Origin of the sequence: Pseudoxanthomonas sp. PXM04, from assembly GCF_014851695.1 — a bacterium.
Lineage (GTDB): Bacteria > Pseudomonadota > Gammaproteobacteria > Xanthomonadales > Xanthomonadaceae > Pseudoxanthomonas_A > Pseudoxanthomonas_A beigongshangi.
Window position 1 is genome coordinate 158,298 of the sequence record NZ_JACVAG010000007.1, and the last position, 24,995, is coordinate 183,292.

The 24,995-nt window shown below is 67.6% G+C and carries 22 protein-coding genes; 14 read left to right on the forward strand and 8 right to left on the reverse strand.

What is annotated here, in order from left to right:
• Positions 1-365 precede the first annotated feature (365 nt).
• The gene (locus tag IB228_RS17135) at positions 366-584 is read left to right on the forward strand and encodes a DUF6289 family protein (protein WP_183638355.1); all 219 of its coding nucleotides are present in this window, start codon (positions 366-368) and stop codon (positions 582-584) included.
• A 66-nt stretch (positions 585-650) separates the two neighbouring features.
• Here the strand turns inward: IB228_RS17135 and phaZ are convergent, their stop codons facing one another.
• A complete protein-coding gene (gene phaZ / locus IB228_RS17140) occupies positions 651-1,901 on the reverse strand; it encodes a polyhydroxyalkanoate depolymerase (RefSeq protein WP_183638352.1) in 1,251 nt (416 codons plus the stop codon).
• An 80-nt stretch (positions 1,902-1,981) separates the two neighbouring features.
• Entirely contained in the window at positions 1,982-2,578 is a 597-nt protein-coding gene (locus IB228_RS17145) for a class I SAM-dependent methyltransferase (protein WP_183638349.1), read from the reverse strand.
• A 144-nt stretch (positions 2,579-2,722) separates the two neighbouring features.
• Here IB228_RS17145 and IB228_RS17150 point away from each other — a divergent pair, with 144 nt between their 5' ends.
• Entirely contained in the window at positions 2,723-3,184 is a 462-nt protein-coding gene (locus tag IB228_RS17150; protein ID WP_328805089.1) for a CopD family protein, read from the forward strand.
• Between the two features lie 412 nt (positions 3,185-3,596).
• On the opposite strand, the gene IB228_RS17155 is transcribed toward IB228_RS17150, so the two are convergent.
• Positions 3,597-5,300: an alkaline phosphatase gene (locus tag IB228_RS17155; RefSeq protein ID WP_192199311.1), complete on the reverse strand. Its 1,704-nt coding sequence runs from the start codon at positions 5,298-5,300 to the stop codon at positions 3,597-3,599.
• A 140-nt stretch (positions 5,301-5,440) separates the two neighbouring features.
• Here IB228_RS17155 and IB228_RS17160 point away from each other — a divergent pair, with 140 nt between their 5' ends.
• From IB228_RS17160 to IB228_RS17180, 5 genes are all read left to right on the forward strand, one after another.
• Positions 5,441-6,778 carry a dicarboxylate/amino acid:cation symporter gene (locus IB228_RS17160; RefSeq protein ID WP_192199312.1) on the forward strand — a complete coding sequence of 446 codons (1,338 nt, stop codon included), beginning with the start codon at positions 5,441-5,443 and terminating at the stop codon, positions 6,776-6,778.
• Positions 6,762-7,187, forward strand: a complete 426-nt coding sequence (locus tag IB228_RS17165) for a GNAT family N-acetyltransferase (RefSeq protein WP_183638337.1) — start codon at positions 6,762-6,764, stop codon at positions 7,185-7,187. Before IB228_RS17160 ends, IB228_RS17165 begins: the two co-directional genes overlap by 17 nt.
• Positions 7,188-7,274: 87 nt before the next feature.
• Entirely contained in the window at positions 7,275-8,648 is a 1,374-nt protein-coding gene (locus tag IB228_RS17170) for a pitrilysin family protein (protein ID WP_192199313.1), read from the forward strand.
• A gap of 11 nt (positions 8,649-8,659) precedes the next feature.
• Positions 8,660-10,075: a pitrilysin family protein gene (locus tag IB228_RS17175; protein WP_225562516.1), complete on the forward strand. Its 1,416-nt coding sequence runs from the start codon at positions 8,660-8,662 to the stop codon at positions 10,073-10,075.
• Positions 10,076-10,197: 122 nt separating this feature from the next.
• The gene (locus IB228_RS17180; protein ID WP_141456042.1) at positions 10,198-10,692 is read left to right on the forward strand and encodes an acyl-CoA thioesterase; all 495 of its coding nucleotides are present in this window, start codon (positions 10,198-10,200) and stop codon (positions 10,690-10,692) included.
• A gap of 338 nt (positions 10,693-11,030) precedes the next feature.
• Here the strand turns inward: IB228_RS17180 and IB228_RS17185 are convergent, their stop codons facing one another.
• Together IB228_RS17185 and IB228_RS17190 are read right to left on the reverse strand one after the other, a co-directional pair.
• Positions 11,031-11,810, reverse strand: a complete 780-nt coding sequence (locus tag IB228_RS17185; protein ID WP_192199314.1) for a C40 family peptidase — start codon at positions 11,808-11,810, stop codon at positions 11,031-11,033.
• Between the two features lie 116 nt (positions 11,811-11,926).
• Complete coding sequence (locus IB228_RS17190; RefSeq protein WP_192199315.1) at positions 11,927-12,487, reverse strand: C40 family peptidase; 561 nt, start codon at positions 12,485-12,487, stop codon at positions 11,927-11,929.
• A gap of 81 nt (positions 12,488-12,568) precedes the next feature.
• Between IB228_RS17190 and IB228_RS17195 the strand changes: the two genes are divergently transcribed.
• On the forward strand, positions 12,569-13,048 hold the full coding sequence (locus IB228_RS17195) for a peptidylprolyl isomerase (protein ID WP_183638327.1): 480 nt from the start codon (positions 12,569-12,571) through the stop codon (positions 13,046-13,048).
• Positions 13,049-13,138: 90 nt separating this feature from the next.
• Here IB228_RS17195 and IB228_RS17200 read toward each other — a convergent pair whose 3' ends face one another.
• Positions 13,139-13,642: a RidA family protein gene (locus IB228_RS17200; RefSeq protein WP_192199316.1), complete on the reverse strand. Its 504-nt coding sequence runs from the start codon at positions 13,640-13,642 to the stop codon at positions 13,139-13,141.
• 159 nt (positions 13,643-13,801) lie between these two features.
• On the opposite strand from IB228_RS17200, the gene IB228_RS17205 reads away from it, so the two are divergent.
• Positions 13,802-15,076 carry a DUF418 domain-containing protein gene (locus IB228_RS17205; protein WP_192199317.1) on the forward strand — a complete coding sequence of 425 codons (1,275 nt, stop codon included), beginning with the start codon at positions 13,802-13,804 and terminating at the stop codon, positions 15,074-15,076.
• Between the two features lie 69 nt (positions 15,077-15,145).
• Here IB228_RS17205 and IB228_RS17210 read toward each other — a convergent pair whose 3' ends face one another.
• Positions 15,146-16,750, reverse strand: a complete 1,605-nt coding sequence (locus IB228_RS17210; RefSeq protein WP_192199318.1) for a M4 family metallopeptidase — start codon at positions 16,748-16,750, stop codon at positions 15,146-15,148.
• Between the two features lie 303 nt (positions 16,751-17,053).
• On the opposite strand from IB228_RS17210, the gene IB228_RS17215 reads away from it, so the two are divergent.
• The 5 genes from IB228_RS17215 to mdtD all read left to right on the forward strand — a co-directional run bounded on the left by IB228_RS17215 (position 17,054) and on the right by mdtD (position 23,829).
• Positions 17,054-18,301 (forward strand): FAD-dependent oxidoreductase, encoded by a 1,248-nt coding sequence (locus IB228_RS17215; RefSeq protein ID WP_192199319.1) that lies wholly within the window; start codon positions 17,054-17,056, stop codon positions 18,299-18,301.
• Positions 18,298-19,659, forward strand: a complete 1,362-nt coding sequence (gene gorA, locus IB228_RS17220) for a glutathione-disulfide reductase (protein WP_192199320.1) — start codon at positions 18,298-18,300, stop codon at positions 19,657-19,659. Before IB228_RS17215 ends, gorA begins: the two co-directional genes overlap by 4 nt.
• 123 nt (positions 19,660-19,782) lie before the next feature.
• Entirely contained in the window at positions 19,783-21,249 is a 1,467-nt protein-coding gene (locus IB228_RS17225) for a DUF418 domain-containing protein (RefSeq protein ID WP_192199321.1), read from the forward strand.
• Positions 21,250-21,360: 111 nt separating this feature from the next.
• Positions 21,361-22,341, forward strand: coding sequence for a DMT family transporter (locus IB228_RS17230; RefSeq protein WP_183638314.1), 981 nt, complete (start codon positions 21,361-21,363; stop codon positions 22,339-22,341).
• Positions 22,342-22,401: 60 nt separating this feature from the next.
• On the forward strand, positions 22,402-23,829 hold the full coding sequence (gene mdtD, locus IB228_RS17235) for a multidrug transporter subunit MdtD (RefSeq protein WP_192199322.1): 1,428 nt from the start codon (positions 22,402-22,404) through the stop codon (positions 23,827-23,829).
• Positions 23,830-23,835: 6 nt separating this feature from the next.
• Here the strand turns inward: mdtD and IB228_RS17240 are convergent, their stop codons facing one another.
• The gene (locus IB228_RS17240) at positions 23,836-24,969 is read right to left on the reverse strand and encodes a carboxylate-amine ligase (RefSeq protein ID WP_192199323.1); all 1,134 of its coding nucleotides are present in this window, start codon (positions 24,967-24,969) and stop codon (positions 23,836-23,838) included.
• Positions 24,970-24,995: the final 26 nt, after the last annotated feature.

Genomic DNA, 24,995 nt, shown 5'->3' on the forward strand with positions numbered 1-24,995 from the left:
CGCACGAGGCCGGGACAAGCATAGCGGGTGGTCGCAGGCCGGCGCGGTTCGCGTACCCGCGGTCCTGGTCCCGGGTGATGGCGCATGGCGGTTCCGGAGGCGGGTTGACCGGCGGTGATGGTGGAAGCGGAGGTTTCCCCGCCACGGCATCGATGCATCGCGCACCAACGGTGGCATCGGGATCGGAAAGCAGCGAAGGTCGCCGGGATTCCGCGCCGGCGCCCGCGCGGCAGTGTGTGACGCATCCTGCACATCCCTGAATGCAGCCATCCGCCAACTTGGGGCATGGTTAACAGAAGCCGCGTGCGGGAATGTCTACGGTGTCGGCGCGGTCTTCCGCCGCGAACATCATGGAGATGATTGTTATGGCTCGTAACCGTGTTCTTGCAGTAGCGGCTTCGCTGGGATTCCTGGCGCTGGTGTCCTTCAACGCGGCAGCCGGTTGGCAGGGGACGTGGCACTACTACGACGAGGAAGGCGTGCTGGTGGGTTCGTGGACCGCCGGATGCGGCGCCGCCGATGGACGCTGGGGCGTGGTCACCGACAACAAGGTTTTCATACAGGGGTGCCGCGACGAGAGTTGACGGCAGCAGCAAAAAGCCCCGCTCGCGCGGGGCTTTCTGTTTGCAGGCGAGTGGTCGCGCGGGGGATCAGTCGGCGTACCTGGCGATGAAGTCGCGCACCTGCGGATACACCTTGTCGCGCCAGCGGCGGCCGCTGAAGATGCCGTAGTGGCCGGCGCCTTCAACCGTGATGTGCGCATGCCGCGCCTTGGGGATGCCGGTGCACAGGTCGTGCGCGGCGGCGGTCTGGCCCAGCCCGGAGATGTCGTCCAGTTCGCCTTCGATGCTCAGCAGCGCGGTCTTCCTGATCGCGGCCGGATTGACCAGTTCGCCGTTGACCTTCCACTTGCCGCGCGGCAGCAGGAATTCCTGGAACACCACCCGGATCGTGTCGAGGTAGTACTCGGCCGGCATGTCCAGCACCGCGTTGTATTCGTCGTAGAAACGACGGTGCGATTCGGCGTCCTGCAGGTCGCCCTTGACCAGGTTGGCGTAGAAATCCCAGTGCGACATGAAATGGCGGCTGGGATTCATCGCGATGAAGCCGGCGTGCTGCAGGAAGCCCGGATACACCGACCGGCCCTGGCCGGGATAGGGCATCGGCACGCTGTGGATGACGTTGTTCTCGAACCACGACAGCGGGTTGCGCGTGGCCAGGCTGTTGACCTCGGTCGGGCTGCGGCGCGCATCGATCGGACCGCCCATCATCACCAGCGAACGCGGCGTGGCTTCGCCGCGCGCGGCCATCAGCGACACCGCCGCCAGCACCGGCACGGTCGGCTGGCAAACGCTGATGACGTTGAGGTTGTCGGCGCCGATGTGGCGAATGAACTCCTCCACGTAGGCGACGTAGTCGTCCAGGCTGAAGGCGCCCTCGGACGTCGGCACCATGCGCGCGTCGACCCAGTCGGTCACGTAGACCTTGTGATCGCGCAGCAGGGTGCGCACGGTGTCGCGCAGCAGGGTGGCGTGATGGCCGGATAGCGGCGCGACCACCAGCACCACCGGATCATCCTTCAGCGCCTTGATGCTGTCGGCGTCGTCGGTGTAGCGCTTGAAGCGCAGCAGCCGGCAGAACGGCTTCTTGATGATTTCCTGCTCCACCACCGGCACGGTGCGGCCCTCGACTTCCACCTCGTGGATGTCCCAGGCCGGCTTCTCGTAGTCCTTGCCGATGCGGTAGATCAGTTCGTTGCCGGCGGCGATGCGCTCGGCGCCGGGCAGGTTGGACAGCCAGCTGCCGGGCGCGGAAAAGATGCGCGCGTTGGCTTCGGCCATGTAGGCGAGCGGCGCCATCCAGGCACGGCCAAGTTCATGCCACTGGTACAGGAGAGTCATGGGCAACGGGAATCCCGGATTTGGTGCAGTCTGCTGCGGCGCAGCATAGCGCAATCCGGGACCACCCGGAATCGGCCTGTTCAGCCAGCGCCCGGGATCTCCAGCGCGGCGGTTTCCGCGGCCAGGGCGGGCGCCAGCCAGCAGTGCGAGCCCACCGCGCGCAGGCCGGCGGCCTCGAACTGGCGGCGGTACCAGCGGCCAGGGCGCGACTGGAAGCCGTCGTGGTCGCCTTCGTATTCATCCTCGCGGGTGAAGGTTTCCAGGAAGGCCACGCCGCCGCACAGTTCCGCCAGCCCCGGCAGGCCGCGGCGCAGATCGCGCGTGGGCAGGTAATGCATCACGTCGGCGCAGACCAGCAGATCCACCGGCGGGCAGGGGCGCAGGTATTCGAAATCGGCGAACGTGGCCAGGTGCAGGTTGCGGCTGCGCCCGTAGCGGGCAATCGCGTACTCGCTGCTGTCGAAGCCCAGGTAGCGCAGGCGCGGGCGCAGCTTCAGCAGCGGCGCGCGCCAGGGGCCTTCGCCGCAGCCGATGTCCAGCACGGTGCGGATCGGGCGCTCCAGGTAGTACTCGGCGGTGGCCACCGCCAGCGCCACCTTGCGCGCGAGGCGTTGCGGTCCGCCGATCTCGCCGTCGCGATACCAGCGTTGGAAATAATGGGCGTCGTACTTCTTCATCGGAATGGAAACCTCGGCAAGCTCATCGGCAAGGATCCCGGTTTGCGAGGCGGAGTAAAAGGGGCGGCGATGGTGTTTCGGTTGGACAGCGGTCCGCGTGATGGCGGAGAATCCGCGCACCCTTCGCCCGCACCGGAGTCCCGCGTGGACAAAGCCAGCCTCTACTTCTGGGTCAAGACCTTCCACCTCGTGTTCGTGATCGCGTGGATGGCGACGGTGTTCTACCTGCCGCGCATCCTGGTCAATCTCGCCGAGACGACGGGACAGCCGGACGTGCAGGCGCGGCTGCTGCTGATGGGACGCAAGCTGTACCGCTTCGGCCACAACATGTTCGGCCTGGCGGTGATCCTGGGCCTGGTGCTGTGGCTGGGCTACAAGGTGATTCCGGGCTTTCCGACGATGGCCGCACCCGGCGCCGGCTGGCTGCACGCCAAGCTGACCCTGGTGGTGCTGGTGCTGGCCCACTTCATCATTGCCGGCCGCTGGCTCAAGGGCGTGGAGAAGGGCCGCACGCTGCCGTCCTCCTTCACCCTGCGCCTGTTCAACGAAGCTCCGGTGATCGTCCTGATCGGCATCGTCTGGCTGGTGCTGGCCAAGCCGTTCTGAATCAAGGGCGTTGCAGGCTTCAGCGCTCCCACAACCGGGATGTCAGTAGGAGCGACGTGAGTCGCGACCGGGAGAATTCCGCGCGCGTGCAGCCCAACGGTCGCGACTGACGTCGCTCCTACAAGGGAAATCAGCCCGGGCTTTCTGATTGGCGGTTCATCTCGAAATCCGCAGGCTTCGGCAATTCCAGGGCTTCAGCGACACCCACTTGTGGGAGCGACGTCAGTCGCGATTCGCGATGCCCGTCGATTCACCCGAAAAGCTCGCGACTCACGTCGCTCCCACAATCGGGATGTCTGTAGGAGCGACGTGAGTCGCGACCGGGAGAATTCCGCGAACGTGCAGCCCAACGGTCGCGACTGACGTCGCTCCTGCAAGGGAAAACGCCCGGGCTTGGCCCGGGCGTTTCGGTTCATGGCTTCTTCTCGAAATCCGCTGGTTTCGGCAGTTCCACCGGTACGCCGTCGGCGTTGCAGGTGTTGGCCGCGCACAGGCGCTGGCGCAACTTCGGCGTGGACTGGACGATGAAGTGGTAGATGGTGTTCTGCTCGACGGTGCCGCGCACCGCGTCGCTGCCCGGGCCGATGGCCCAGATGCCCACGTCCTCGCCGCCGTGCGATTCGGACTTCAGCGGCACCAGCGATTCCTGCAGGTAGTCCGGATGCTCGGTGTCCACGGCGGTCAGGTCGGGCCGGCCTTCGCTGGTCTCGACGTTGCTGGGCGCATGGATGAAGCGCTTCGGACCGGCCTTCTGCTGGTTGCTCTCGCCGGTGTAGCCGGGGCCGTTGGCGTAGCTGAGCGTGGTGAACGGCAGGCCGGTCTGGTCGCGCGCCAGATCGCCGGGCACGTCGTCCTCGCCACCCTGGCCGCGGACCTTGCCCAGGATCGGGTTGCCGCGCACCGGATAGCCGACGAAGTTCAGCGTGTGCGAGTGATCGGCGGTGACCACGATCAGGGTGTCCTCGCGCGAGGTCGCGTCCAGCGCGGCCTGCACGGCCTCGGACATGGCAATGGTCTCGTCGAGCGCGCGGAACGCGTTGCCGTAGTGGTTGGCGTGATCGATGCGCGCGCCTTCGACCATCAGCACGTAGCCTTCCTGGCTGCGCGACAGCGTGTGGATGGCGGCGCGGGTCAGTTCGGCCAGCGAAGGCTCGCCGGTGTCGGTGCGCGAGCGGTCATGATCGAACTGCATGTGATCCGGCTCGAACAGGCCCAGCAGGCGCGGCGCGTCCTTGGCCGCTTCCAGTTGCTTGCGGTTCCACACGTACTGGCCGCCCGGATTGGCCTTCAGCCACTCGGCCGGCAGATCGCGCCCGTCGAGGCGTTCGCCGACCTTGTCGTCGTATTCCGGGTCGCGCTGCTCGGTGCTGGTGAATTCGGCGCGGCCGCCGCCCAGCGCCACGGTCGGTCCGTGGCCGAAGCGCGAGGAGGTCAACAGTTGCTGGGCGATGTCGCGGCATCCCTGTTCGACCGCGGCCTTGGGCAGGTCGGTGTCGTTTTCCCAGTTGCGATCCGGTACGTGCGCGTAGGTCGCCGCCGGGGTGGCGTGGGTCAGGCGCGCGGTACTGACGATGCCGGTGGCCAGGCCGGCGCTGTCGGCCAGTTCCAGCCAGGTGAGCGCGGCCTTGCCGAGGCTGTCGGCACAGTCGTCGCGGCGTCCGGCGCTGACGCCGATCGCGCCCATGTGGGTTTTCACGCCGGTGGTGATGGCGGTCATGGTGCCGGCCGAATCCGGCGTCTGCGAATCGGTGTTGTAGGTCTTGCTGAAGGCGGTGTGCGGGAAGCGCTCCCAGCTCAGCAGGTTCTCCTCGCCCGAACCGCCCTTGCGCTGGCCGTCGAGGATGCGCGCGGCGGCGACGGTGGTCAGGCTCATGCCGTCGCCAAGGAACAGGATGACGTTCTTCGCGCGTCCGTTCATGGCGCCGTTGGCGGCGGCGCGGGCGGCGCCGTTGCGATACCACCAGGCCGGCGTCTCGCCGCCAGGATGGGCGACGACCGGGACATCGATGCGGGGTGCCGCCGTCGGGGCGGAGGAGGTCGCGGGCGTCGTGGCGCAGCCGGCGAGCAGGGTGGCGAGGGACATGCCCAGGACGGGCAGGACGGCGGTACGACGCATCAGGGACTCCAGGCAAGGCAACGGGGCATTATGGCCCGGTGACAGTGTCCTGTTCATGACACGCGGCCTTTCCAGCCATGCCGTCGCGTATGGGACGGCGCTGGGCTATCGTTCGGGATTCCGTATTTTCAGGGCTGCCGATGAAGCTGGTCTCCGCGTGGTTGAGGATCCCGTTCTGGCAACGGGTGGTCGGGGGCTTCGTGCTCGGCGCGTTGGCCGGCTGGTTGCTGGGACCCGCCGCCGACACCTGGTTCGGTCCGCTGGGCACGCTGTACGTCACCCTGATCAAGATGATCGCGGTGCCGCTGGTGTTCTTCGCGGTCATCAACGCGGTCTCCAGCCTGCATGGCCAGCAATCGGTCGCCGCGCTGGGCGGGCGGACCTTCCTGTGGTTCGTGGTCACCGCGGCGCTGGCGGTGGGCGTGGGCCTGGCGGTGGGCGTGATCGTCCAGCCGGGCGTGGGCGTGACCACGCTGCAGGTGGATCCCAACTACGTGCCCAAGGACGTGCCCAGTCCGATCAAGGTGCTGCTGGACGTGGTGCCGTCCAATCCGTTCCATGCGCTGACCGGCATCGGCACCACCAAGAACGCAGCGGGTGAAACCGTGCTGGCGGCGGGCAAGGGCTCGATCCTGCCGGTGATCTTCTTCGCCGCGCTGCTGGGCTTCGCGATGGTCAAGCTGGGCGATCGCGTGGCCGCGGCGCGCAAGCTGGCCGGCGAGAGCAGCGAAATCATGATCCAGGTCACCCGCTTCGTGCTGGAAGTGACCCCGCTGGGCACCTTCGGCCTGATCGCCTCGCTGGTCGGCGCCTATGGCTTCGGCAAGCTGCTGCCGCTGGCGAGTTTCGTCGGTGCGCTGTACCTGGCCTGCGCCCTGCATATCGTGATTACCTATAGCCTGCTGCTGCTCAGCCATGGCCTGAACCCGTGGAAGTTCTTCCGCGGCGCGGCTTCGGCGATGCAGGTGGCGTTCGTCAGTTCCTCCAGCTTCGCCTCGATGCCGGCGGCGATCCGCGCGGTCACCCACAACCTGGGCGTGGACAGGAACTACGCCTCGTTCGCGGTGCCGCTGGGCGCGAGCATCAAGATGGATGGCTGCGGCGCGATCTATCCGGCGCTGTGCGCGGTCTTCATCTCGCAATACACCGGGCATCCGCTCAGTGCGGACCAGTACTTCGTCGTGCTGATCGCCTCGGTGCTGGGCAGCTTCGGCACCGCCGGCGTGCCCGGCACCGCGGTGGTGATGGCAACGGTGGTGCTGACCGCGGCCGGCCTGCCGCTGGAAACCATCGGCTACCTGTACGCGATCGATCGCGTGCTCGACATGATGCGCACGATGACCAACGTGACCGGGCAGATGGTGGTACCGGTACTGGTGGCCAAGGAAACCGGCCTGCTGGATCGCAACGTCTACGAGGCCGCGCCGACCAACCTCGGGCTGGAAGAGGGCGAGGGTTCCGATGAACGCGCCGTCTGATCCCTACGTGCTGGTCGAGCGCTTCCCCGGCGTCGAGGATTTCCGTCGGCTGCGCGCGGTCGCCGGGCTGTCGCCGAAGTCGCAGGAGGCCGCCGAGCGCGGCCTGCCCAACACCCTCTACGGGGTGAGCCTCCTGCACGAGGGCCGCGCCATCGGCATGGGCCGGATCATCGGCGACGGCGGCCTGTCGTTCGTGGTGGTGGACATCGCGGTGGAGCCGGAACACCAGGGGCGCGGGCTGGGCAAGCGCATCATGAACGCGCTGGATGCCTGGCTGAAGGCCAACACTCTGGACAGCGCGCACGTCTCGCTGATCGCCGACGGCGAGGCGAAACATCTGTACGCGCAATACGGCTTCGCCGACGTCGGCCCCGCCTCGGTGGGCATGCACTACGTCGTCCGCCGCTGAGGCAAGCGGGCCAGGCCATGACTTCCGGGCCGGGGCGTGCGTGACAGGGCGGCGTAGGCTGCGGGGACTCTACTGGGGAGATTCCCGATGCGCATCCGCACCGCCGCCGGTTTCCTGGCCGGCCTGCTGCTCGCGTTGCCGGCCATGGGGGCCGACACCGACCGCTGGACCGTCCCGGTCGCCGTCAAGAAACTCGACAACGGCCTGACCGTGGTCATCTCCGAGGATCACAGCTCGCCGGTGGTTGGCGTGAGCGTGGTCTACCATGTCGGCATGCGCCTGGAGCCGCGCAACCGCACCGGCTTCGCCCATCTGTTCGAGCATCTGATGTTCCAGGGCACGCCGAACGCGAAGAAGGGCGTGTTCGACAGCGTCATCACCGGCGGCGGCGGCAACAACAACGGTTCCACCCGCGCCGACTTCACCAACTACATCGAGACCGCGCCGGTGTCCTCGCTGGACGCGATCCTGTGGCTGGAAGCCGATCGCATGAAGACCCTGGACTTCAACGCCGAGACGCTGAAGAACCAGCAGGATGTGGTCAAGGAGGAAATCCGCGTCAACGTGAAGAACCAGCCCTACGGCGGTTTCATGTGGATCGACATCGGCCAGCAGGCGTTCCAGAAGTGGGAGAACAACCACGACGGCTACGGCAGCTTCGAGGATCTGGAGAACGCCAGCCTGGAGGACGTCAAGGCGTTCCACCGTGACTACTACGGCCCCAACAACGCGGTGCTGGCGATCGCCGGCGACGTCACCCCGGAGCAGGGCTTCGCGCTGGCGCAGAAGTACTTCGGCGGCATTCCCGCGCGCGCCACCCCGGCCGCGCCGGACTACAAGGAAGGCCTGAACATGCAGGAAAAGCGCGTGCAGCAGAGCGACGCGCTGGCGCAGGTGCCGGCGATCGCCGCGGCCTGGAAGATGCCGGATCGCGGCAGCCGCGATCAGGCGCCGATGGCGGTGCTGGGCGCGCTGCTCGCCAACGGCGACGCCTCGCGGCTGTACCAGGGCCTGGTCAAGGGCCGCGAACTCGCGCTCAACGTGGAATCGCTGTACGGCCTGACCAGCGAATGGGAATACGACGGCCCCACGCTGTTCACCGTGTTCGCGCTGTACAAGCCGACCACCGATGCGGACACGGTGCTCAAGGGCATCGACGAGGAAATCGCACGCATCGCCCGCGAAGGCGCCGACGACGCGACCCTGGCGCGCATCAAGACCCAGTTGCTGGCCGACTGGTACAACGGCCTGGAGATGTTCCTCAATCGCGCCGACACCCTGGCCAAGCTGCAGACGCTATGGGGCGATGCCAACGTCGCCAACCAGATTCCCGGCTGGATCCAGAACGTCACCTCCGAGGACGTCAAGCGCGTCGCCGCCACCTACCTGACCCCGGCCAACCGCACCGTCATCGACCGCAAGCCCGCGGCGATGCTGGCGCCGTCGGCGAAGAAGGAATGAGGAGAATCCCGATGAGCCTGCACAAGACCGCGATTGCCCTCGCCCTGACCACGCTGTTCGCCGGCGCGGCGTACGCCGCCGAGCCGGTGCTGCCGAAGGATCTGCCGTCATACGCGCCGGACAAGCCGTTGCCGGTGCCGCAGATTGAAAAGAAGACGCTCGCCAACGGGCTGGAAGTGTGGGTGGTGCCGCGCGACGGTATCCCGCGCGTGGACTACGTGTTGGCGGTACGCAACGCCGGCCTGGCCGCGGATGCGCCGAACGCTTCCGGCTTCGCCAGCCTGTTCGCCGGCCTGCTGACCGAGGGCACCGCGCGCCGCGATTCGCGCGCCATCGCCGAAACCGCGCAGGGCTACGGCGGCAGCATCGGCGCCGGTGCCAGCAATGACGGCGTCACCGTGTACGCCGACGCGCTCGCCAGCCAGGCCGCGCCGATGCTGGACCTGCTGGCCGAGGTCGTGCGCGAGCCGACCTTCCCGGAAAACGAGGTCAAGCTGGCCCAGGCCAATGCGGCACAGCAGTTGAAGGCCAACGAGGCGCAGCCGTCGTTCCGCGCCAACCGCGCGATGCTGGCGGCGGTGTACGGCGACCATCCGTATGCGCGCACCCAGCTCAGCGAAGCCGGCATCGCAGCACTTGCCACGCCCGCGCTGCGCGCGGAGCACGCGCGCCGCTTCCATCCGGATCGCAGCCTGCTGGTGATCACCGGCAGGGTCACGCCCGCGCAAGGTTTCGCGATGGCGGAGAAGGCATTCGGCAACTGGAAGGGCACCGGCGGCGAAGTGGCGGATACCGTGGCTCCCGCGCGTACCGCCACGCCGAAGTTCGTGCTGCTTCAACGTGACGGCAGCGTACAGTCCACCCTGCGCATCGGCCAGCCGGCGCTCGCCGCCACCGATCCGGACTACATCCCGTTGCAGCTCACCCGCATCGTGCTGGGCGGCGGTTTCAGCAGTCGGGTCAACCTCAACCTGCGCGAGGAGAAGGGCTACACCTATGGCGCTGGCACGCGCCTGTCGACTTCCCGCGCGGGCGGTGACCTGGTCTCGCAGGCCGACGTGCGCAACGAGGTCACCGGCGCCTCGCTGAAGGAGTTCTTCGGCGAATTCGATCGCCTGCGCAACGAACCGGTACCGGCCAGGGAACTGGACGACACCAAGCGCTACATCGCCGGCGACTATGTCCTCAGCAACCAGCTGCAGGGCGCGGTCGCGGGCACGCTGGCGAAGAATTGGCTGATCGGCCTGCCGTCGGATTTCCTGGGCCAGTACGTGCCACGCCTGCGCCAGGTGGATGCCGCCAAGGTGCAGGCGGTGGCGAAACAGTATTTCGACCCGAAGCGGCAGTCGATCATCGTGGTCGGTGATGGCAAGGCGATCGCCGAGCAGCTCAAGCCCTACGGTACGTTCCAGACCTCGCAGAAGTAATCCGCAGGACCGCAACTCCCTGTCATTCGAAGCCGGCGTCCGCGCCGGCTTTTTTTATCGGCGTCCCTGTGCCGGTCCGGTAGCGACTGGCGTATCTTTGCCACTCCCCCGAGGAGAAGCCCATGAGCGGCGAACAGCGCGAACTGAACTTCCGTTTCCTGGCCCAGCCGACCGACGTCAATTACGGCGGAAAGGTGCACGGCGGCATCGTGATGAAGTGGATCGACCAGGTCGGCTATGCCGCGGCGGTGGGCTGGAGCGGCCATTACAGCGTGACCGTGGCGGTGGGCGGCATCCGCTTCGTCGCGCCGATCCGCACCAGCGATCTGGTGACGGTGTCGGCCAAGCTGGTCTACACCGGCACCAGCAGCATGCACTTCGCGGTCGACGTGCGCGCCCGCGACCCGATGGGTGGCGAATCGCGGCTGTGCACGCACTGCATCATCGTGTTCGTCGCCCTGGACCAGGTCGAGGGCAAGCCGACCGCCGTGCCGGCCTGGAAACCGGAAACGCCGGAGGACTGCCGCCTGGCCGAGTACGCGCTCAAGGTGATGGAACTGAGCAAGGGCATCGAGGAAACCGTCGCCCACTACCAGAGCGCGGGCGCGACGACCTGAGGCGCGGCTTCCTCTGTAGGAGCGACGTAAGTCGCGACCGGGAGGATGATAGGCGCGCGGCAACAGGCGGGAGGGCCGCCCCATGTGTTGGACAACGCGCAAAAGGCTCGCGACTCACGTCGCTCCTACAAGGAGATCCCAGGAACCGCCCATTGTGGGAGCGACGTGCGTCGCGACGAGATGGGCCTGGGCGTCTGGAAATCCACCGCCAGTCCGGCAAGCTTGTTTCTGACAGAGCGTGGACAAACGAAAAGCTCGCGACTCACGTCGCTCCCACATCCGCATCCTGTATTCGAAGAGTTGGGTCGAGACGCGTGCAACGGGCGTCCCGGAGCCGCTTACATCGCGACGCGGCGGGCCTGCATGAAGCGCGGCGCCCAATAGCCGGTGGTCAGGCTGTCCACGCGGACGTCCTTGCCGGTGCTGGGGGAATGCAGGAAGCGGCCTTCGCCGACGTAGATGCCGACGTGGTTGATCCGGCCCTTGCGACCGAAGAACACCAGGTCGCCCTGCTGGAGTTCGTCGCGGCTGGCGATCATCTGGCCGTTGGCCTGCGAGGCCATGTCGCGGGACACGCGCGGCAGTTCGATGCCCAGCGCGGTGCGGAATACGTAACCGACCAGCCCGCTGCAATCGAAACCACTGTCCGGCGAGGTGCCGCCCCAGCGGTAGGGCGTGCCCATCAGGGTCAGCGCACGCTTGAGCACGGCCTGGATCTTGCCGCCCTCGTCCTTGACCACACCGTCCTTGCTCAGGTCGTAGCCGGCCAGCAGGCGGCTGAGGTCGCCGGCCACCATGGTGGACCGGTCCAGCAGCGGCAGGCTGTCGCTGGCCGCCAGGCGGGGCAGGAGGGCGGTGAGGGTTGCGGTGGCGGCTTCGGCCGCCTTTTCCTTGATGCTGAACGAGGCCGGCTTGGTGGCAACGGCTTCCGGGGCATTGACCGCCGCGGCGGCTTCCACGACGTCGGTCTCCACCGCATCGGCGCCCGGCGCATGCTGCTGGGCCCACGCGGGGATGCTCGCGGCGGCCAGCAGCACCAGGGAAAGGAAACGGTTCACGCCCCGCGGGGTGCGGTGGGTGGCGGCGGGCTGGCCTGGCGGCAGGTCGTCGGTCGTCACGCGGGGTCGGGAAAAATGCGAAGCGGCAATAGTGCCGTCATATCGCCTCGATTTGGTTCACAAATCGTTATTTATTCGTTAATTATGTCGGGCCTGGGTCACAGAAATGGCCGGGCTCAGTGCAGAACCCGTTTGGCGCCGGTGTAATGGTCGCGCCAGTAGCTCCCATCCAGATGGTCCAGCCGGACCGTCCCGCCGGTACTGGGGGCATGCACGAAGCGGCCTTCGCCCACATAGATGCCGACGTGGCTGACGCTGCCGCGGTTGCCGAAAAACACCAGATCGGCCGGCGCCAGCCGGCGCGGCTCGATGCGCGGACCCTGCACCTTGGCCAGTTCGCCGGAAGTGCGGGGCAGCTTCAGGTCCAGCATGTCGCGGAAAACGTAGGCCACCAGCCCGCTGCAGTCGAAGCCGGATTCGGGGGTATTGCCGCCGTAGCGATAGGGCGTGCCGACCAGGCCGATGGCCCGCATCAGCACCGCATTGGCCGCCGCCGGGTCCTCGGCCTCGACCCGTGGCCACTCCCGGACCGGGGGCGGGGCGGGGCGGCGGACGGTTTCCTTGCCGCCGCCGCAGCCGGCCAGCAGGGCGGCCAGCAGCACGGCGACCACGACCGTTGCGCGGGAGGCCGCGGGTGGCGGCAGGCGGTCCAAGCCGGGATAATGCACGGTCTTCATTGCGGCGCATCTTCGCCCGCAATCCACCTGGCCGACAAGCCACCACGCCTGCCGCCGGCAGCCCCTATTCCAGAGTCCCGAATGAAAATCGCAAAAGACAGCGTCGTCCGTTTCCACTACACCGTCTCCGAAGTCGGCCAGGAGCCGCTGGAGAGCTCGAAGGACCGCGAGCCGCTCGCCATCCTGATCGGCCACGGCAATATCATCCCGGGTCTGGAGAACGCGATGCAGGACCGTGAAGCCGGCGAGAGCTTCAGCGTGGACGTCACCGCCGCCGAAGCCTATGGCGAGCGTCGCGACGGGCTGAGCCAGCGCGTGCCCAAGAAGCACTTCGGCACCCAGAAGCTCGTGCCGGGCCAGCAGGTCGTGCTGAACACCAATTTCGGCCCGCGCGCGGTGACCATCCAGAAGATCGGCATGAGCGTGGTCGACGTCGACCTGAACCATCCGATGGCGGGCAAGGATCTGCATTTCGACGTCGAAATCGTCGAGGTGCGCGAAGCCTCGCCGGAAGAGGTCGAGCACGGCCACGTGCACGGCGACGGCGGCCATCACCACTGAGCGGACGCACTTTCCCGCGATGCAAAAGAAACGGCCCGCGCGAGCGGGCCGTTCTCGTTTCCGTGTCCGGCGTGTCCGCGTTCTTTCCGCTCAGGGCGCGCGCGGGGCACCGCCGTCGGACTCCGGAATGACCGCGATGGCGTCCACCTCGATGCGGACGCCGGGCTGGAACAGCGCCTGCACCCCGACCAGCGCGCTGGCGGGCGGCCGCCTCGGGTCGATCCAGCGATCCCGCACCTTGCGGATGGCCGGCAACTGCGCGGGATCGAAGTCGCGGATGTACAGCGTCAGCCGGGCCACGTGGGAGAAATCGCTGCCGGCCGCGCGCAGGGTGGCGTCCAGGTTGCGCATGACCTGTTCCAGCTGCTCCTCCAGCGAACCTTCGACCAGACTGCCGTCCGCGCGCAACGGCACGTGGCCGGACAGCAGCAACAGCTTGCCGCCATCGACGCGCATGGCCTGCGAGACATTGGGAATGGTGGCGCCGGGCGGGTTGACGGGGTGCAGCAGCGCACCATCCGGCGTGCCGGCGAACACGGGCAGACCGGGACCGGCCAGCAACAGGGCGGCAAGTCGCAGGCGGAAGGGCGTCATGGCGGATTTCTCCGAAGGCGTTGAGGCGGGGAACGGCGGCGGGACGGACGCGGGAGGCAGCGCGATGGGCGCGAGGTTACACCCGCTTCCGTTCCGGCGGATGGCTGGCCGGGAAGCGTCAACATGCTTTAATGCGCCACGATTCCAGGGAGCAAGGACATGGGCGCCATATCGTCGAATCCGGACGCACCGCTGCGGCCCGTCGCCGCCAGCGAACGCATCGAGACCATGGATGTGCTGCGCGGCTTCGCGCTGGTGGGCATCCTGCTGATGAACATCGAGGGCATGGCCGGCCCGCTGTTCCAGTCGTTCTCCGGGCTCGACCCGGCATTGACCGGCGTGGACCGTACCGCCGATGCGCTCATCTACATCCTGGTGCAGGGCAAGTTCTACACCCTGTTCTCGCTGCTGTTCGGCATGGGCTTCGCGGTGATGTCGACCCGCGCCGAGGCGCGCGGGCAACCGTTCGCGGGCGTGTATTGGCGGCGCAGCCTGGTGCTGCTGATCATCGGCGTGATCCATGGCCTGCTGATCTGGTCGGGCGACATCCTGTTGATGTACGCGCTGTTGTCGTTTTTCCTGCTGGCGTTCCGCAACGTGCCTGCCAAGTGGCTGCCCTGGATCGCGGGCCTGACCTATCTGGCATCGTCCGGAATGATGCTGCTGCTGGGACTGGTGGGATCGGCGATGCAGATGGATCCGGCCGCAGGCGCCAACTGGAACAGCGAAATGGCGAAGGCGGGCGCGGAGATGAACGCGATGCTGGAAGCCCAGCGCAGCGCCTACGGCTCGGGCACCTACCTGGAAGCCGTCATCCAGCGCGCCAGGGACGTCGGCTTCATGCTCAGCAACCTGCTGTTCATCGGGCCCACGGTGTTCGGCATGTTCCTGTTCGGCACCTGGTTCGTGAAGAGCGGCGCCATCGCCGCGCCGGATCGTTTTCCGCGCCTGTTCGCGTTCCTGCGCTGGGGCGCGCTGCCGCTGGGATTGGCCCTGATGCTGCTGTCGTTCTGGATGGAGCCCACTGCGGATTTCAACAACATCAACCTGCACGCGTCGCTGGCGTTCGTGGCCAGTTCCGTCGGCAGCGTGCTGATGGCGTTCGGCTACGTGGGCTGGATCGTGAAGGGCGTGCAGTCGGCGGCGACCGCGCCGCTGCTGCACTGGCTGGCGCCGGCCGGCCGGATGGCGCTGAGCAACTACCTGATGCAATCGATCGTGTGCACGCTGATCTTCAACGGCTACGGATTCGGTTACCTGGACCAGTTGCCGCGTGCGTGGCAGGTGGTGTTCGTGTTCACGCTGTTCCTGATCCAGGTGCTGTACAGCCGCTGGTGGCTGGCGCGGTTCCGGTTCGGTCCGGCGGAGTGGGTCTGGCGCTCGCTGACCTACCTGCGGCCACAGCCGATGCGCGCCAGCCCCGCATCCGCCTGAGGGTGGCTCCGGACAAGAAAACGGCCCGCTCGCGCGGGCCGTTTCCTTTGCAGCGTTGACGAAACCGGATCAGTTGACGCTGACCGCGCTCCACGCACGCGCCACCGCGTTGTACTGCGCCGAGCCGGCACCGTACAGGTCGCTGGCCGCGTTGAGCGTGGCGGTGCGGGCCTGCGGATAGGTGGTGTTGGAGGTCATGTACACGGTCAGGGCGCGGTACCAGATGCGCTGGGCGGCGTCGCGACCGATGCCGGTCACGCCGGTATCGCCGTTGCAGACCAGTTGGCTGGCGGTGTAGCTGAAGCCGGCCGGCGAAACCGCGCCTTCCGCGAGCAGGTAGAAGAAATGGTTGGCCGGACCGGACGAGTAGTGCGGATCCACACCGGCGAAGCCCGCCGCCGGATAGCAGTTGTAGGAACGGCCAGCGTCCGCGTCGCCGGGACGGAACATGTAGCGCAGCGCCTTCTTGCCGTCCGGATTGCTGCGGTAGATCTTCTCGCCAATCAGGTAGTCGCCCGGATCGTTGGCGTTGTTGATGTAGTACTCGACCATCGTGCCCATGATGTCCGAGGCCGCCTCGTTGAGACCGCCGGCGTCACCGGAGTAGGCCAGGTTGGAGGTGGCTTCGGTCACGCCGTGGGTCATCTCGTGGCCGGCCACGTCGATCGACACCACCGGGTACCAGGTCGAGGTGCCCAGGCCGTAGGCCATGAACTTGTACGGCGCGCCGTACCAGCCCGCGTTGCCGCCGGTGGCCGGGCCGCCGCCGCCGCGGAAGGTGACGTTGACGATGCTCTTCACGCCGACGCCATCGTTGTAGATGCCATTGCGGCCAAAGGTGTTCTTGTAATAGTCCCAGGTCGCGGCCACGCCGAAGTGCGCGTCGGAAGCCTCGCTGGCCACCTGCGACTCGGTGTTGTTGCCCCAGTTGTTGTCGGCGTCGGTCATGATCGCGGCCGTGCTGTAGACGCGGCTGATCTCCTTGCCCAGGCCGTCGCGGGTATTGCCGCCGCCACGGGTGGGATCCACCATCTGGTAGCCGCCGCTGATCGAATTGGTGGTGATGGCCACGTCGCCCAGGAACAGGGTCTGGCCGGTGCCGACCGCCGCCGCGGTGTGGATGATGTTCCAGTGATCCAGCACCTTGCCGCTGTGCGCGTCGACGAAGTAGCGCATGTCGGCCTCGCCTTGGCTGTCGGACACGCCACGTACCCGCACCTCGTAGGCGAGCACCGGCTGCGCGCCGCGCGCATAGATCACCAGGCCCTGGCTGCCGATGTCGTCGATCTGGCCCTTGAAGTCGGCGCCGGCCGAGATCACCGCGGCATCGGCATCGATGCCGGCCTTGAGTGCCGGGCGACCGTTGCCGCGCAGGGTGAGGCTGGTGGATTTGAGCTTTCCATTCCTGGAGTGAATCACCACGTCGCCGCCGATGACGGGCAGTCCCTTGTAGCGGCGATCCAGGCGCACGTGCTCCGTGCCGTCGCGATCGACGATAACATCGCGGGCGACGAACTCGTCGCCGTCGCTGCTCTTCAGCGCGGCCGCATGGCCGACGGCCAGGCCCTTGGCGCGGCTGGCGGCGGGCGTCTGGTCGGCGTTGGCGGCGTAGAGCGGAGAGGTGACGAGGATGGTGGCGATGGCCGTGGTGATGACGCTGATCTTCCGTTGCATTGCTTGCTGACCCCTGTGATGTGTGGATGTGGGTGTTGCGACAGCAGGATTCGGAACAGGATCGGAAGCGGTGGGGCGCGTTCCATCGCGCGGTAGCGGACACGACCGGCGATGTCCCAACGATGTTGTCCCGGGACAATTGGTGTCAATAGAAACCATGTGAAGAAAGACAGAGAATGACCGTTACCTTCCACGGATTACGCTTGACATGTCCACACTGCCTGTCTCCGTATGGAACGCCGGGTCGTCGGTGGGGACATATGCGTGCGCGCGGCGATGGCCGATGAACGGGACGCACGCCTGATGCATCGCAATGACGACGTTCTGGTCCTGGGAGCCGGCGCGATCGGGCTGTCCACCGCGCTGGCCTTGCTGGAAGCCGGGCGGACGGTGCAGGTGCTGGAAGCGGGCGAGGTGGGCGCCGGTGCCTCGCACGGCAACTGCGGCACCATCACGCCCAGCCACGCGCCGCCGCTGGCCGCGCCGGGCGTGGTGCGGCAGGCGCTGCGCTGGATGCTGACGCCGGACGCGCCGCTGTACCTGAAACCGCGCGTGGATCCCGCGCTGTGGCGTTGGCTGCTGCGGTTCGCCGCGCGCTGCAATCCACGCGACTGGCGCGAGAGCACGCACGCACGCGCGGCCATCCTCGATGATTCGCGCGCCCGCTTGGTGACCTGGGTCGAACGCTACGCGTTGCGCTGCGAGTTCCAGGAAGAAGGGCTGGACTACGTGTTCCGCGATCCGCGTAATTTCGAGCGCTACGTGCGCGAATGCCAGGCGCTGCGGGAATTCGGCATCGACAGCGAAATCATTGCCGGCGCCGAGTACGAAGCCCGGGAACCGGCCATGCGCGAAGGCGTCGCCGGCGCGATCCGGTTCCCCGACGACGCCCGTCTGCGTCCGGATCGCTACGTCGCCGAACTCGCGCGCGCCGTGCGCGAACGTGGCGGGGTGATCGAAACGCAGTGCCGCGTGCTCGGTTTCGACGAGGCGCGCGACGGCGTGCGCGTGCACACCGCGCGCGGAACGCGGCAGTGCCGTGAAGCGGTGTTCGCGCTCGGCGCGTGGACGCCGGAATTCGCGCGCCGGCTCGGCCTGTCGATTCCCATCCAGCCAGGCAAGGGCTACTCGGTGACCTACAGCCGTCCGGAGCGGGTGCCTAAGCGCCCACTGGTGCTGAAAGACCGTTCGGTCTGCGTGACCGTCTGGGACAGCGGCTTCCGCCTGGGCAGCACGATGGAATTTTCCGGCTACGACGACCGCCTCAACGAAGTCCGGCTGGCCGCGCTGGAGCGCGGCGCGCGCGAGTTCCTGCGCGATCCGGTGGGCGAGGTGGTGCAGGAGCGCTGGTGCGGCTGGCGACCGATGACCTGGGACGATCTGCCGCTACTGGGTCGGGTTCCCCGCCATGAACGGCTCTGGCTGGCCGCCGGCCACGGCATGCTCGGCATCAGCATGAGCGCCGCCACCGGCCAGTTGATGTCCGACCTGATCACCGGCCGGCCGCCGGCCATCGATCCCCTTCCTTATCGACCGGAGCGTTTTTCATGAAGCCGCAGACCGACTTCGACCTGATCGTGATAGGCGGTGGTTCCGGCGGGCTCGCCGGCGCTTTCCGCGCCGCGGCCCATGGCGCGCGGGTGGCGTTGCTGGAACCGGCGGATCTGGGCGGCACCTGTGTCAACGTCGGCTGCGTGCCGAAGAAGGCGATGTGGCTGGCCGCCGACACCGCCCAGCGCATCGCGCTGGCCGCGCAACTGGGATTCAAGCTGGAATCGCAGCCGCTCGACTGGCGCGAGTTCATCGTCCATCGCCAGCGCTACATCGCCGGCATCCATACCAGCTACCGCAAGCGGCTGGACGAAAGCGGCATCGTCTGGATGCCCTGTCGCGGCCAACTGGTCGACACGCATACCGTGGAGAACAGCGACGGCGCGCGACTGCGGGGCGAGCGCATCCTGCTCGCGACCGGCGGCCGCCCGCGCCGTCCGCCGGTGCCGGGCGCCGAACTGGGCCTGGTGTCCGACGACTTCTTCCAGCTCTGCGATCCGCCGGCGCGGGTCGCGTTGATCGGCGGCGGCTACATCGCGGTGGAACTGGGCGGCGTGATGCAGGCGCTGGGCAGCCAGGTGGAACTGTTCGTGCGTGGCCAGCGCCTGCTGGAGGGATTCGATCACGAGCTGGCCGCGGATCTGCTGGAGGACAATCGCCAGCATGGCCTGCGCGCGCACTTCGGCCACGCGCTGGCGGAACTGCGGCCGGCCGGTGACGGCAAGGTGGTACTGGTCGACGCGAACGGCGAACGCAGTGATCCCTTCGACAAGGTGTTCTTCGCCACCGGCCGGGTACCCAGCACCGCCAGCCTGGGCCTGGAGAATGCCGGCGTGGAAGTGGATGCGCGCGGTTACGTGCGGGTCGACGAATGGCAGGACACCACCATGGCGAACATCCACGCGGTGGGCGACGTGACCGCCGGACCCGCGCTGACGCCGGTGGCGATCGCCGCCGCGCGTCGGCTGATGGATCGCCTGTACGGTGGCAAGCCGGAGTCGCGGCTGGAGTTCCGCGATATCGCCACGGTGGTGTTTTCGCATCCGCCCATCGGCAAGGTCGGCATGACCGAGCAAGAGGCCCGCGCGAGCTTCGGTGACGCCGCCGTACGGGTCTACCGGGCACGCTTCCGCCCGATGCTGCATGCGCTGGCCGATTCGCCGCAGCGCAGCCTGTTCAAGCTGGTGTGCGTGGGCGAGGAAGAAAAGGTGGTCGGCCTGCATCTGCTGGGGGAGGGCGTCGACGAGATCCTGCAGGGCTTCGCGGTGGCGATCCGGCGCGGCATCACCCGGCGGGATCTGGAAGACACCGTGGCGATCCATCCGACCTCGGCCGAGGAAGTGGTGCTGCTGCGCTGAAGGGTCCATCGGGTCGAAGTCGCCGATCCGACCGGCGGCGGGCCGTGCCGACAGTTGGGTGACCTCCGGCACCTGAGAGGTGCGGGTGCCGGCGCTATGGTGCGCCGACACAGGAGAGCCGCCATGCACCAGGACGTTTCCGCCACCGCCGCAACGCCCGGGCAAGCCGGTGCCGCGCTGGAACCCGTCGATGCCGGCGAACGCATCGCCGCCCTCGACATCATTCGCGGCTTCGCCCTGATCGGCATCTTCCTGATGAACATCGAGTGGTTCACCCGCCCGATCAGCGAACTGGGCCGGGGCATCGACCCGTCGCTGCACGGCATCGATTACGCGGTGAGCTGGCTGGTGTATGTATTCGTGCAGGGCAAGTTCTGGACTTTGTTCTCGCTGCTGTTCGGCATCGGCTTCGCGGTGATGCTCGGGCGCGCGGAGACGCGCGGACGCCCGTTCCTGGCGCCGTACCTGCGCCGCATCCTGGGCCTGCTGCTGTTCGGCAGCGCGCATTTCGTCCTGATCTGGACTGGCGACATCCTGCACAACTACGCCATCACCGCGTTGGCGCTGCTGCTGGTGGTCACCCGCAACTGGAAGCTCTGGCTGGGCCTGCTGGTGTCCTTCGCGGTGATGGCGGTGGTGTTGAAGTCCGACGCCGTGGTCGGGGCGCTGATACTGCTGGTGCTGGTCGGCGTGATGATGTTCTTCCTGCATCGCGGCAGCGTGGCGCGCTACTGGAAGTGGGGCGTGACCCTGTACTCGCTGATGTTCGTGCTGGGCTTGATCGGCGCCGGCGTGACCGCGGTGTATCCGCAGATCCGCTCCCCGGAAACCGCCGAGCAGGCGGCCAAGCGCCAGGAACGCCTGGCCGAGCGCGCGAAGGAACGGGTCGAGGAAATCCGCATCGACAGCCGCGGCAGCTACGCCGAGGCGGTCCGCTACCGTGCCGACAAGTTCGCCGAGGACATGCCGCAGGCCGCCGGACTGAGTTTCATGGCGTTGCCGATGTTCATGATCGGATTCTGGTTCGTCCGTTCCGGCGTGGTTGCGCGGTTGCGCGAACACGCGGCACTGTTCCGGCGGCTGGCGGCGTGGACCCTGCCGATCGGCATGGCGATCACCTTGCTGAGCGCGTGGCTGGTGCCGAGCTTCCCCGGCGACGGCCTGGGCGGGCGCGATCCGGCGCGGATGGCCGCGATGTCGCTGTTCCAGCTCGGCGCGCTGCTGCTATGCCTGGGCTACTTCTCGGGCATGGTCCTGCTGCTGGGCACGCGCGCCGCCCGCTGGCTGGCGCCGCTGGGCTTCGCGGGCCGGATGGCGCTGACCAACTACATCGGCGCATCGGTGATCAGCACATTGTTCTTCTTCGGCTATGGCCTGGGTTACTGGGGGCAGTTGTCCCGCCCCGGCCAGATGGCGTTCGTGGCGGTGGTGTTCGCCCTGCAGGTCGCCTTCAGCTGGCTGTGGCTGCGCCATTTCCGCTACGGACCGCTGGAATGGGCGTGGCGCGCGCTGACCTATTGGCACCTGCCCCCCATGCGCCGGAGGCCGGATGTCGCGGCGGCGACGGATGGAACGGTGCATCCGGCCTGAGCCGACCGGCCTGGTCAAATCGCGCCGGGTTTAGAATGCGCGCATGGTTGAGCGCATTTCCCCCCCCGCGTCACGCCTTCCTTGCTTTCGCGCCGCCGCGCCCGCTCCCCGATGAGCAGGGTCGGGCAGGACGACGAGGCACAGCAGGACGAATCCGCCAGCGCGGTACTGGATCCGGAGGCGGCGCCTTCCGGCGCCGCCGCGCCGCGCCCGCTGCTGGGTGGGTTCGCGCTGGCCGCGTTGGGCGCCATCGCCTTTTCCGGCAAGGCCATCATCGTCAAACTCGGCTACCGGCACGGCGTGGATGCGATCACGCTGCTGGCGCTGCGCATGCTGGTCGCGCTTCCGTTCTTCCTGCTGATGGGGGCCTGGGCCGCGCGCCGCGCCGAACCGCTGGCGCGGGGTGACGGGCTGAAGATCATCGGCCTGGGTTTCTTCGGCTATTACCTCGCCAGCTTCCTCGACTTCGCCGGGCTGGCCTACATCACCGCCACCCTGGAACGGCTGATCCTGTACCTCACCCCGACCCTGGTACTGGCGATCGGCCTGCTGGTGTTCCGTCGCCGCGCCAGCCGCGCGCAACTGGTGGCGCTGGTGATCAGCTATGCGGGCGTACTGCTGGCGTTCGGCCACGACTGGTCGCTGGGCGGTGGCAACATCGCGCTGGGCAGCCTGCTGGTGTTCGGCAGCGCGCTGGCCTATGCGATCTATCTGGTCGGCAGTGGCGAGATGGTGCGCCGGGTCGGCGCGGTGCGCCTGACCGCCTACGCCAGCAGCGTGGCCAGCGTGCTGTGCATCGGCCAGTTCCTGTTGCTGCGGCCGCCGGCGGATCTGCTGGCGGTACCGGCGACGGTGTGGTGGCTTTCGCTGCTCAACGGCACCGTCTGCACGGTGCTGCCGGTACTGATGGTGATGATGGCGGTATCGCGCATCGGTTCGGCGCTGGCCGCGCAGATCGGCATGATCGGTCCGGTCTCGACCATTGTCCTGAGCCTGCTGCTGCTGGGCGAGCCGATGGGGCCGTGGCAGGTCGCCGGCACCGTGCTGGTGATGTCCGGCGTGTTCGTGGTCTCGCGGCAGAAGGCCGCATGAGGCGCGGATGCGGCCACGGCCTTCATCCTTCCGCCGGACCGGCGCGGGCACAATGAACGCATGAACGCCTCCGGCCCGCCGACACCCGACACCGCCCTTCGGCCGTTGCTGTGGCTGGTGGCGGCCGGGGTGTTCATGCAGATGCTGGACAGCACCATCGTCAATACGGCCCTGCCGGCGATGGCGCGTGATCTCGCGCAGTCGCCGCTGCGCATGCAGGCCGTGGTGGTCGCCTACGCACTGACCGTGGCGATGCTGATTCCGGCTTCGGGTTGGCTGGCGGATCATTTCGGCACCAAGCGGATCTTCATCGCCGCGGTGACCCTGTTCACCCTGGGCTCGCTGGCCTGTGCGTTCTCGCAGAACCTGCCGCAACTGGTGGCCTCGCGCGTGCTGCAGGGCATCGGCGGGGCGATGTTGCTGCCGGTGGGACGATTGGCGGTGCTGCGCGCAGTGCCGCGCAAGGATTTCCTGGCGGCAATGAGCTTCGTCACCGTGCCGGGCCTGATCGGGCCACTGATCGGCCCCACGCTCGGTGGCTGGCTGGTGGAAGTCGCTTCCTGGCACTGGATCTTCCTGATCAACCTGCCACTGGGTGTGCTGGGCACCGTGGCGGCGTTGCGCTGGATGCCGGACCTGCGTGGTCCGCGGGTGCGTTTCGACGCGCTCGGCTACGTGCTGCTGGCATTCGGCATGGTGGCGGTGTCGCTGTCGCTGGACAGCCTGTCCGACCACGCCGGGAGCCGCGGCGCGATGGTGGTGCTGCTGGTGTTCGGACTGGCCGGGCTGGTGGCCTACTGGCTGCACGCCGCGCGCGCGCCACGGCCACTGTTCCCGCTGGCGCTGTTCCGGGTGCCGAGCTTCAGCATCGGCTTGCTGGGCAACCTGTTCTCGCGCATGGGCAGCAGCGGCATGCCGTTCCTGATTCCGTTGATGCTGCAGGTCGGCCTGGGCTTCTCGCCGATGTCGGCGGGCATGCTGATGATCCCGGCCGCGCTGGCCGGCATGTTCTCCAAGCGCATCGTGGTGCCGCTGGTGCAGCGGTTGGGCTATCGCAAGGTGCTGGTCGGCAACACCGTGCTGGTGGGGCTGGCGATGGCCAGCTTCGCGCTGATATCGGCCGACCAGCCGCTGTGGCTGCACCTGCTGCATTTCGCCATCTTCGGCGCGGTCAACTCGCTGCAGTTCACCGCCATGAACACCCTGGCCCTGCGTGATCTCGACGGCGATCTGGCCAGCGGCGGCAACAGCCTGCTGTCGATGACAATGATGCTGGCGATGAGTATCGGCGTTGCGCTGGCGGGCAGCCTGCTGGGCGTGTTCGGCAATATCGTCCTGCACCCCCTGCAGGGCCAGGCGCTGTCGGCCTTCCGCTGGACCTTCGTCTGCGTGGGTCTGATCACGATGGCGTCGGCGGCGATTTTCGCCCAGCTGCAACCGACCCACCGCATCCCGCCATCCAGCGTGAAGCGCGCCGACCCGGGTTGAGCTTCGTCAGGTCTCCGCCGCCGGCATGCTCGCGTCGGCCAACCAGTCCACCACCGCCTGCAACGCGTCCAGCCGGCCTTCGCCGGCATTGCGACGATCGCGGTAGATCGCCAACTGCCGATGCGCGCTGGTGCCGTGCTGGAGGATCTTCCACAGTTGTTCGAACGCTTCTCCTGCCGCCAACGCGACGATGTCCTCTTCCAGTACCTGCTGCAGGTTGCGGAGCATTTCGCGCACCGGCACCAGTCGGCCGCTGGCCAGATCGATCAGGCCGGCGTCATAGCCGTGGCGCTGTGCCCGCCACAGGTTTTCCGAGATGATCGCCTGCACGCCGGCATCCAGGCCGGCGTGCCGCTCCGGATGGTGTTCGAGGTGCCGGACCAGGCAGCGGAACAGCTGCGCCAGCGCCAGCGCGTCATCGGCATCGGTGCAGCAGTCCGGCACCCGCAACTCGAGGGTGGGAAAGCGCAGGGAAGGGCGGATCGCCCACCACAGGAAACTGGCGTCCTCGATGGTGCCGGATTGCACCATCCGCGCCACGTAACGGTCGTAGGCGGCCTGGTTGGCGAACAGCGGCGGCAGGCCGGTGCGCGGGATTTCCTGGTAGGCGGTCTGGCGGTAGCCCATCAACCCGGTGGGATGGCCCATCCAGAACGGCGAGGAGGTGCTGACCGCCAGCAGCAGCGGCATGAAGGGTTGCAGGCGCCGCAGCAGGTCGATGCGCGCGGATGTGTCGGCCGGTTGCACGTGCACGTGCAGCCCGCAGACGAGATTGCGATGGCCCAGCATCTGCAGCTGCTCCATCACCCGGTCGTAGTGCGGCTTGTCGGTGCTGCGCTGATCGCGCCACAGGCCCATGGGATGCGTGCCTGCGGCAAGGATGGCCAGGCCATGCTCGGCCGCGACGGCGCCAACCGTGCGGCGCAGGTGGTGAAGATCGCGTCGCGCCTCGTGCGGATCGTGGTGGACGTTGGTCTGCACCTCCACCTGGGTCTGCAGCAGCTCGCTGCCCACGCGATCGCCCAACGCCTCGTGGCAACGGTCGAAGAACGCCCGCGGCATGTGCCGCAGGCGCCGACGATTGCGACGGACCAGGAAGTATTCCTCTTCGAGTCCGAAGGTGTAGGGATGTGATTGCACGCGTGGCCTGTCCGGGAAGGAGCAGG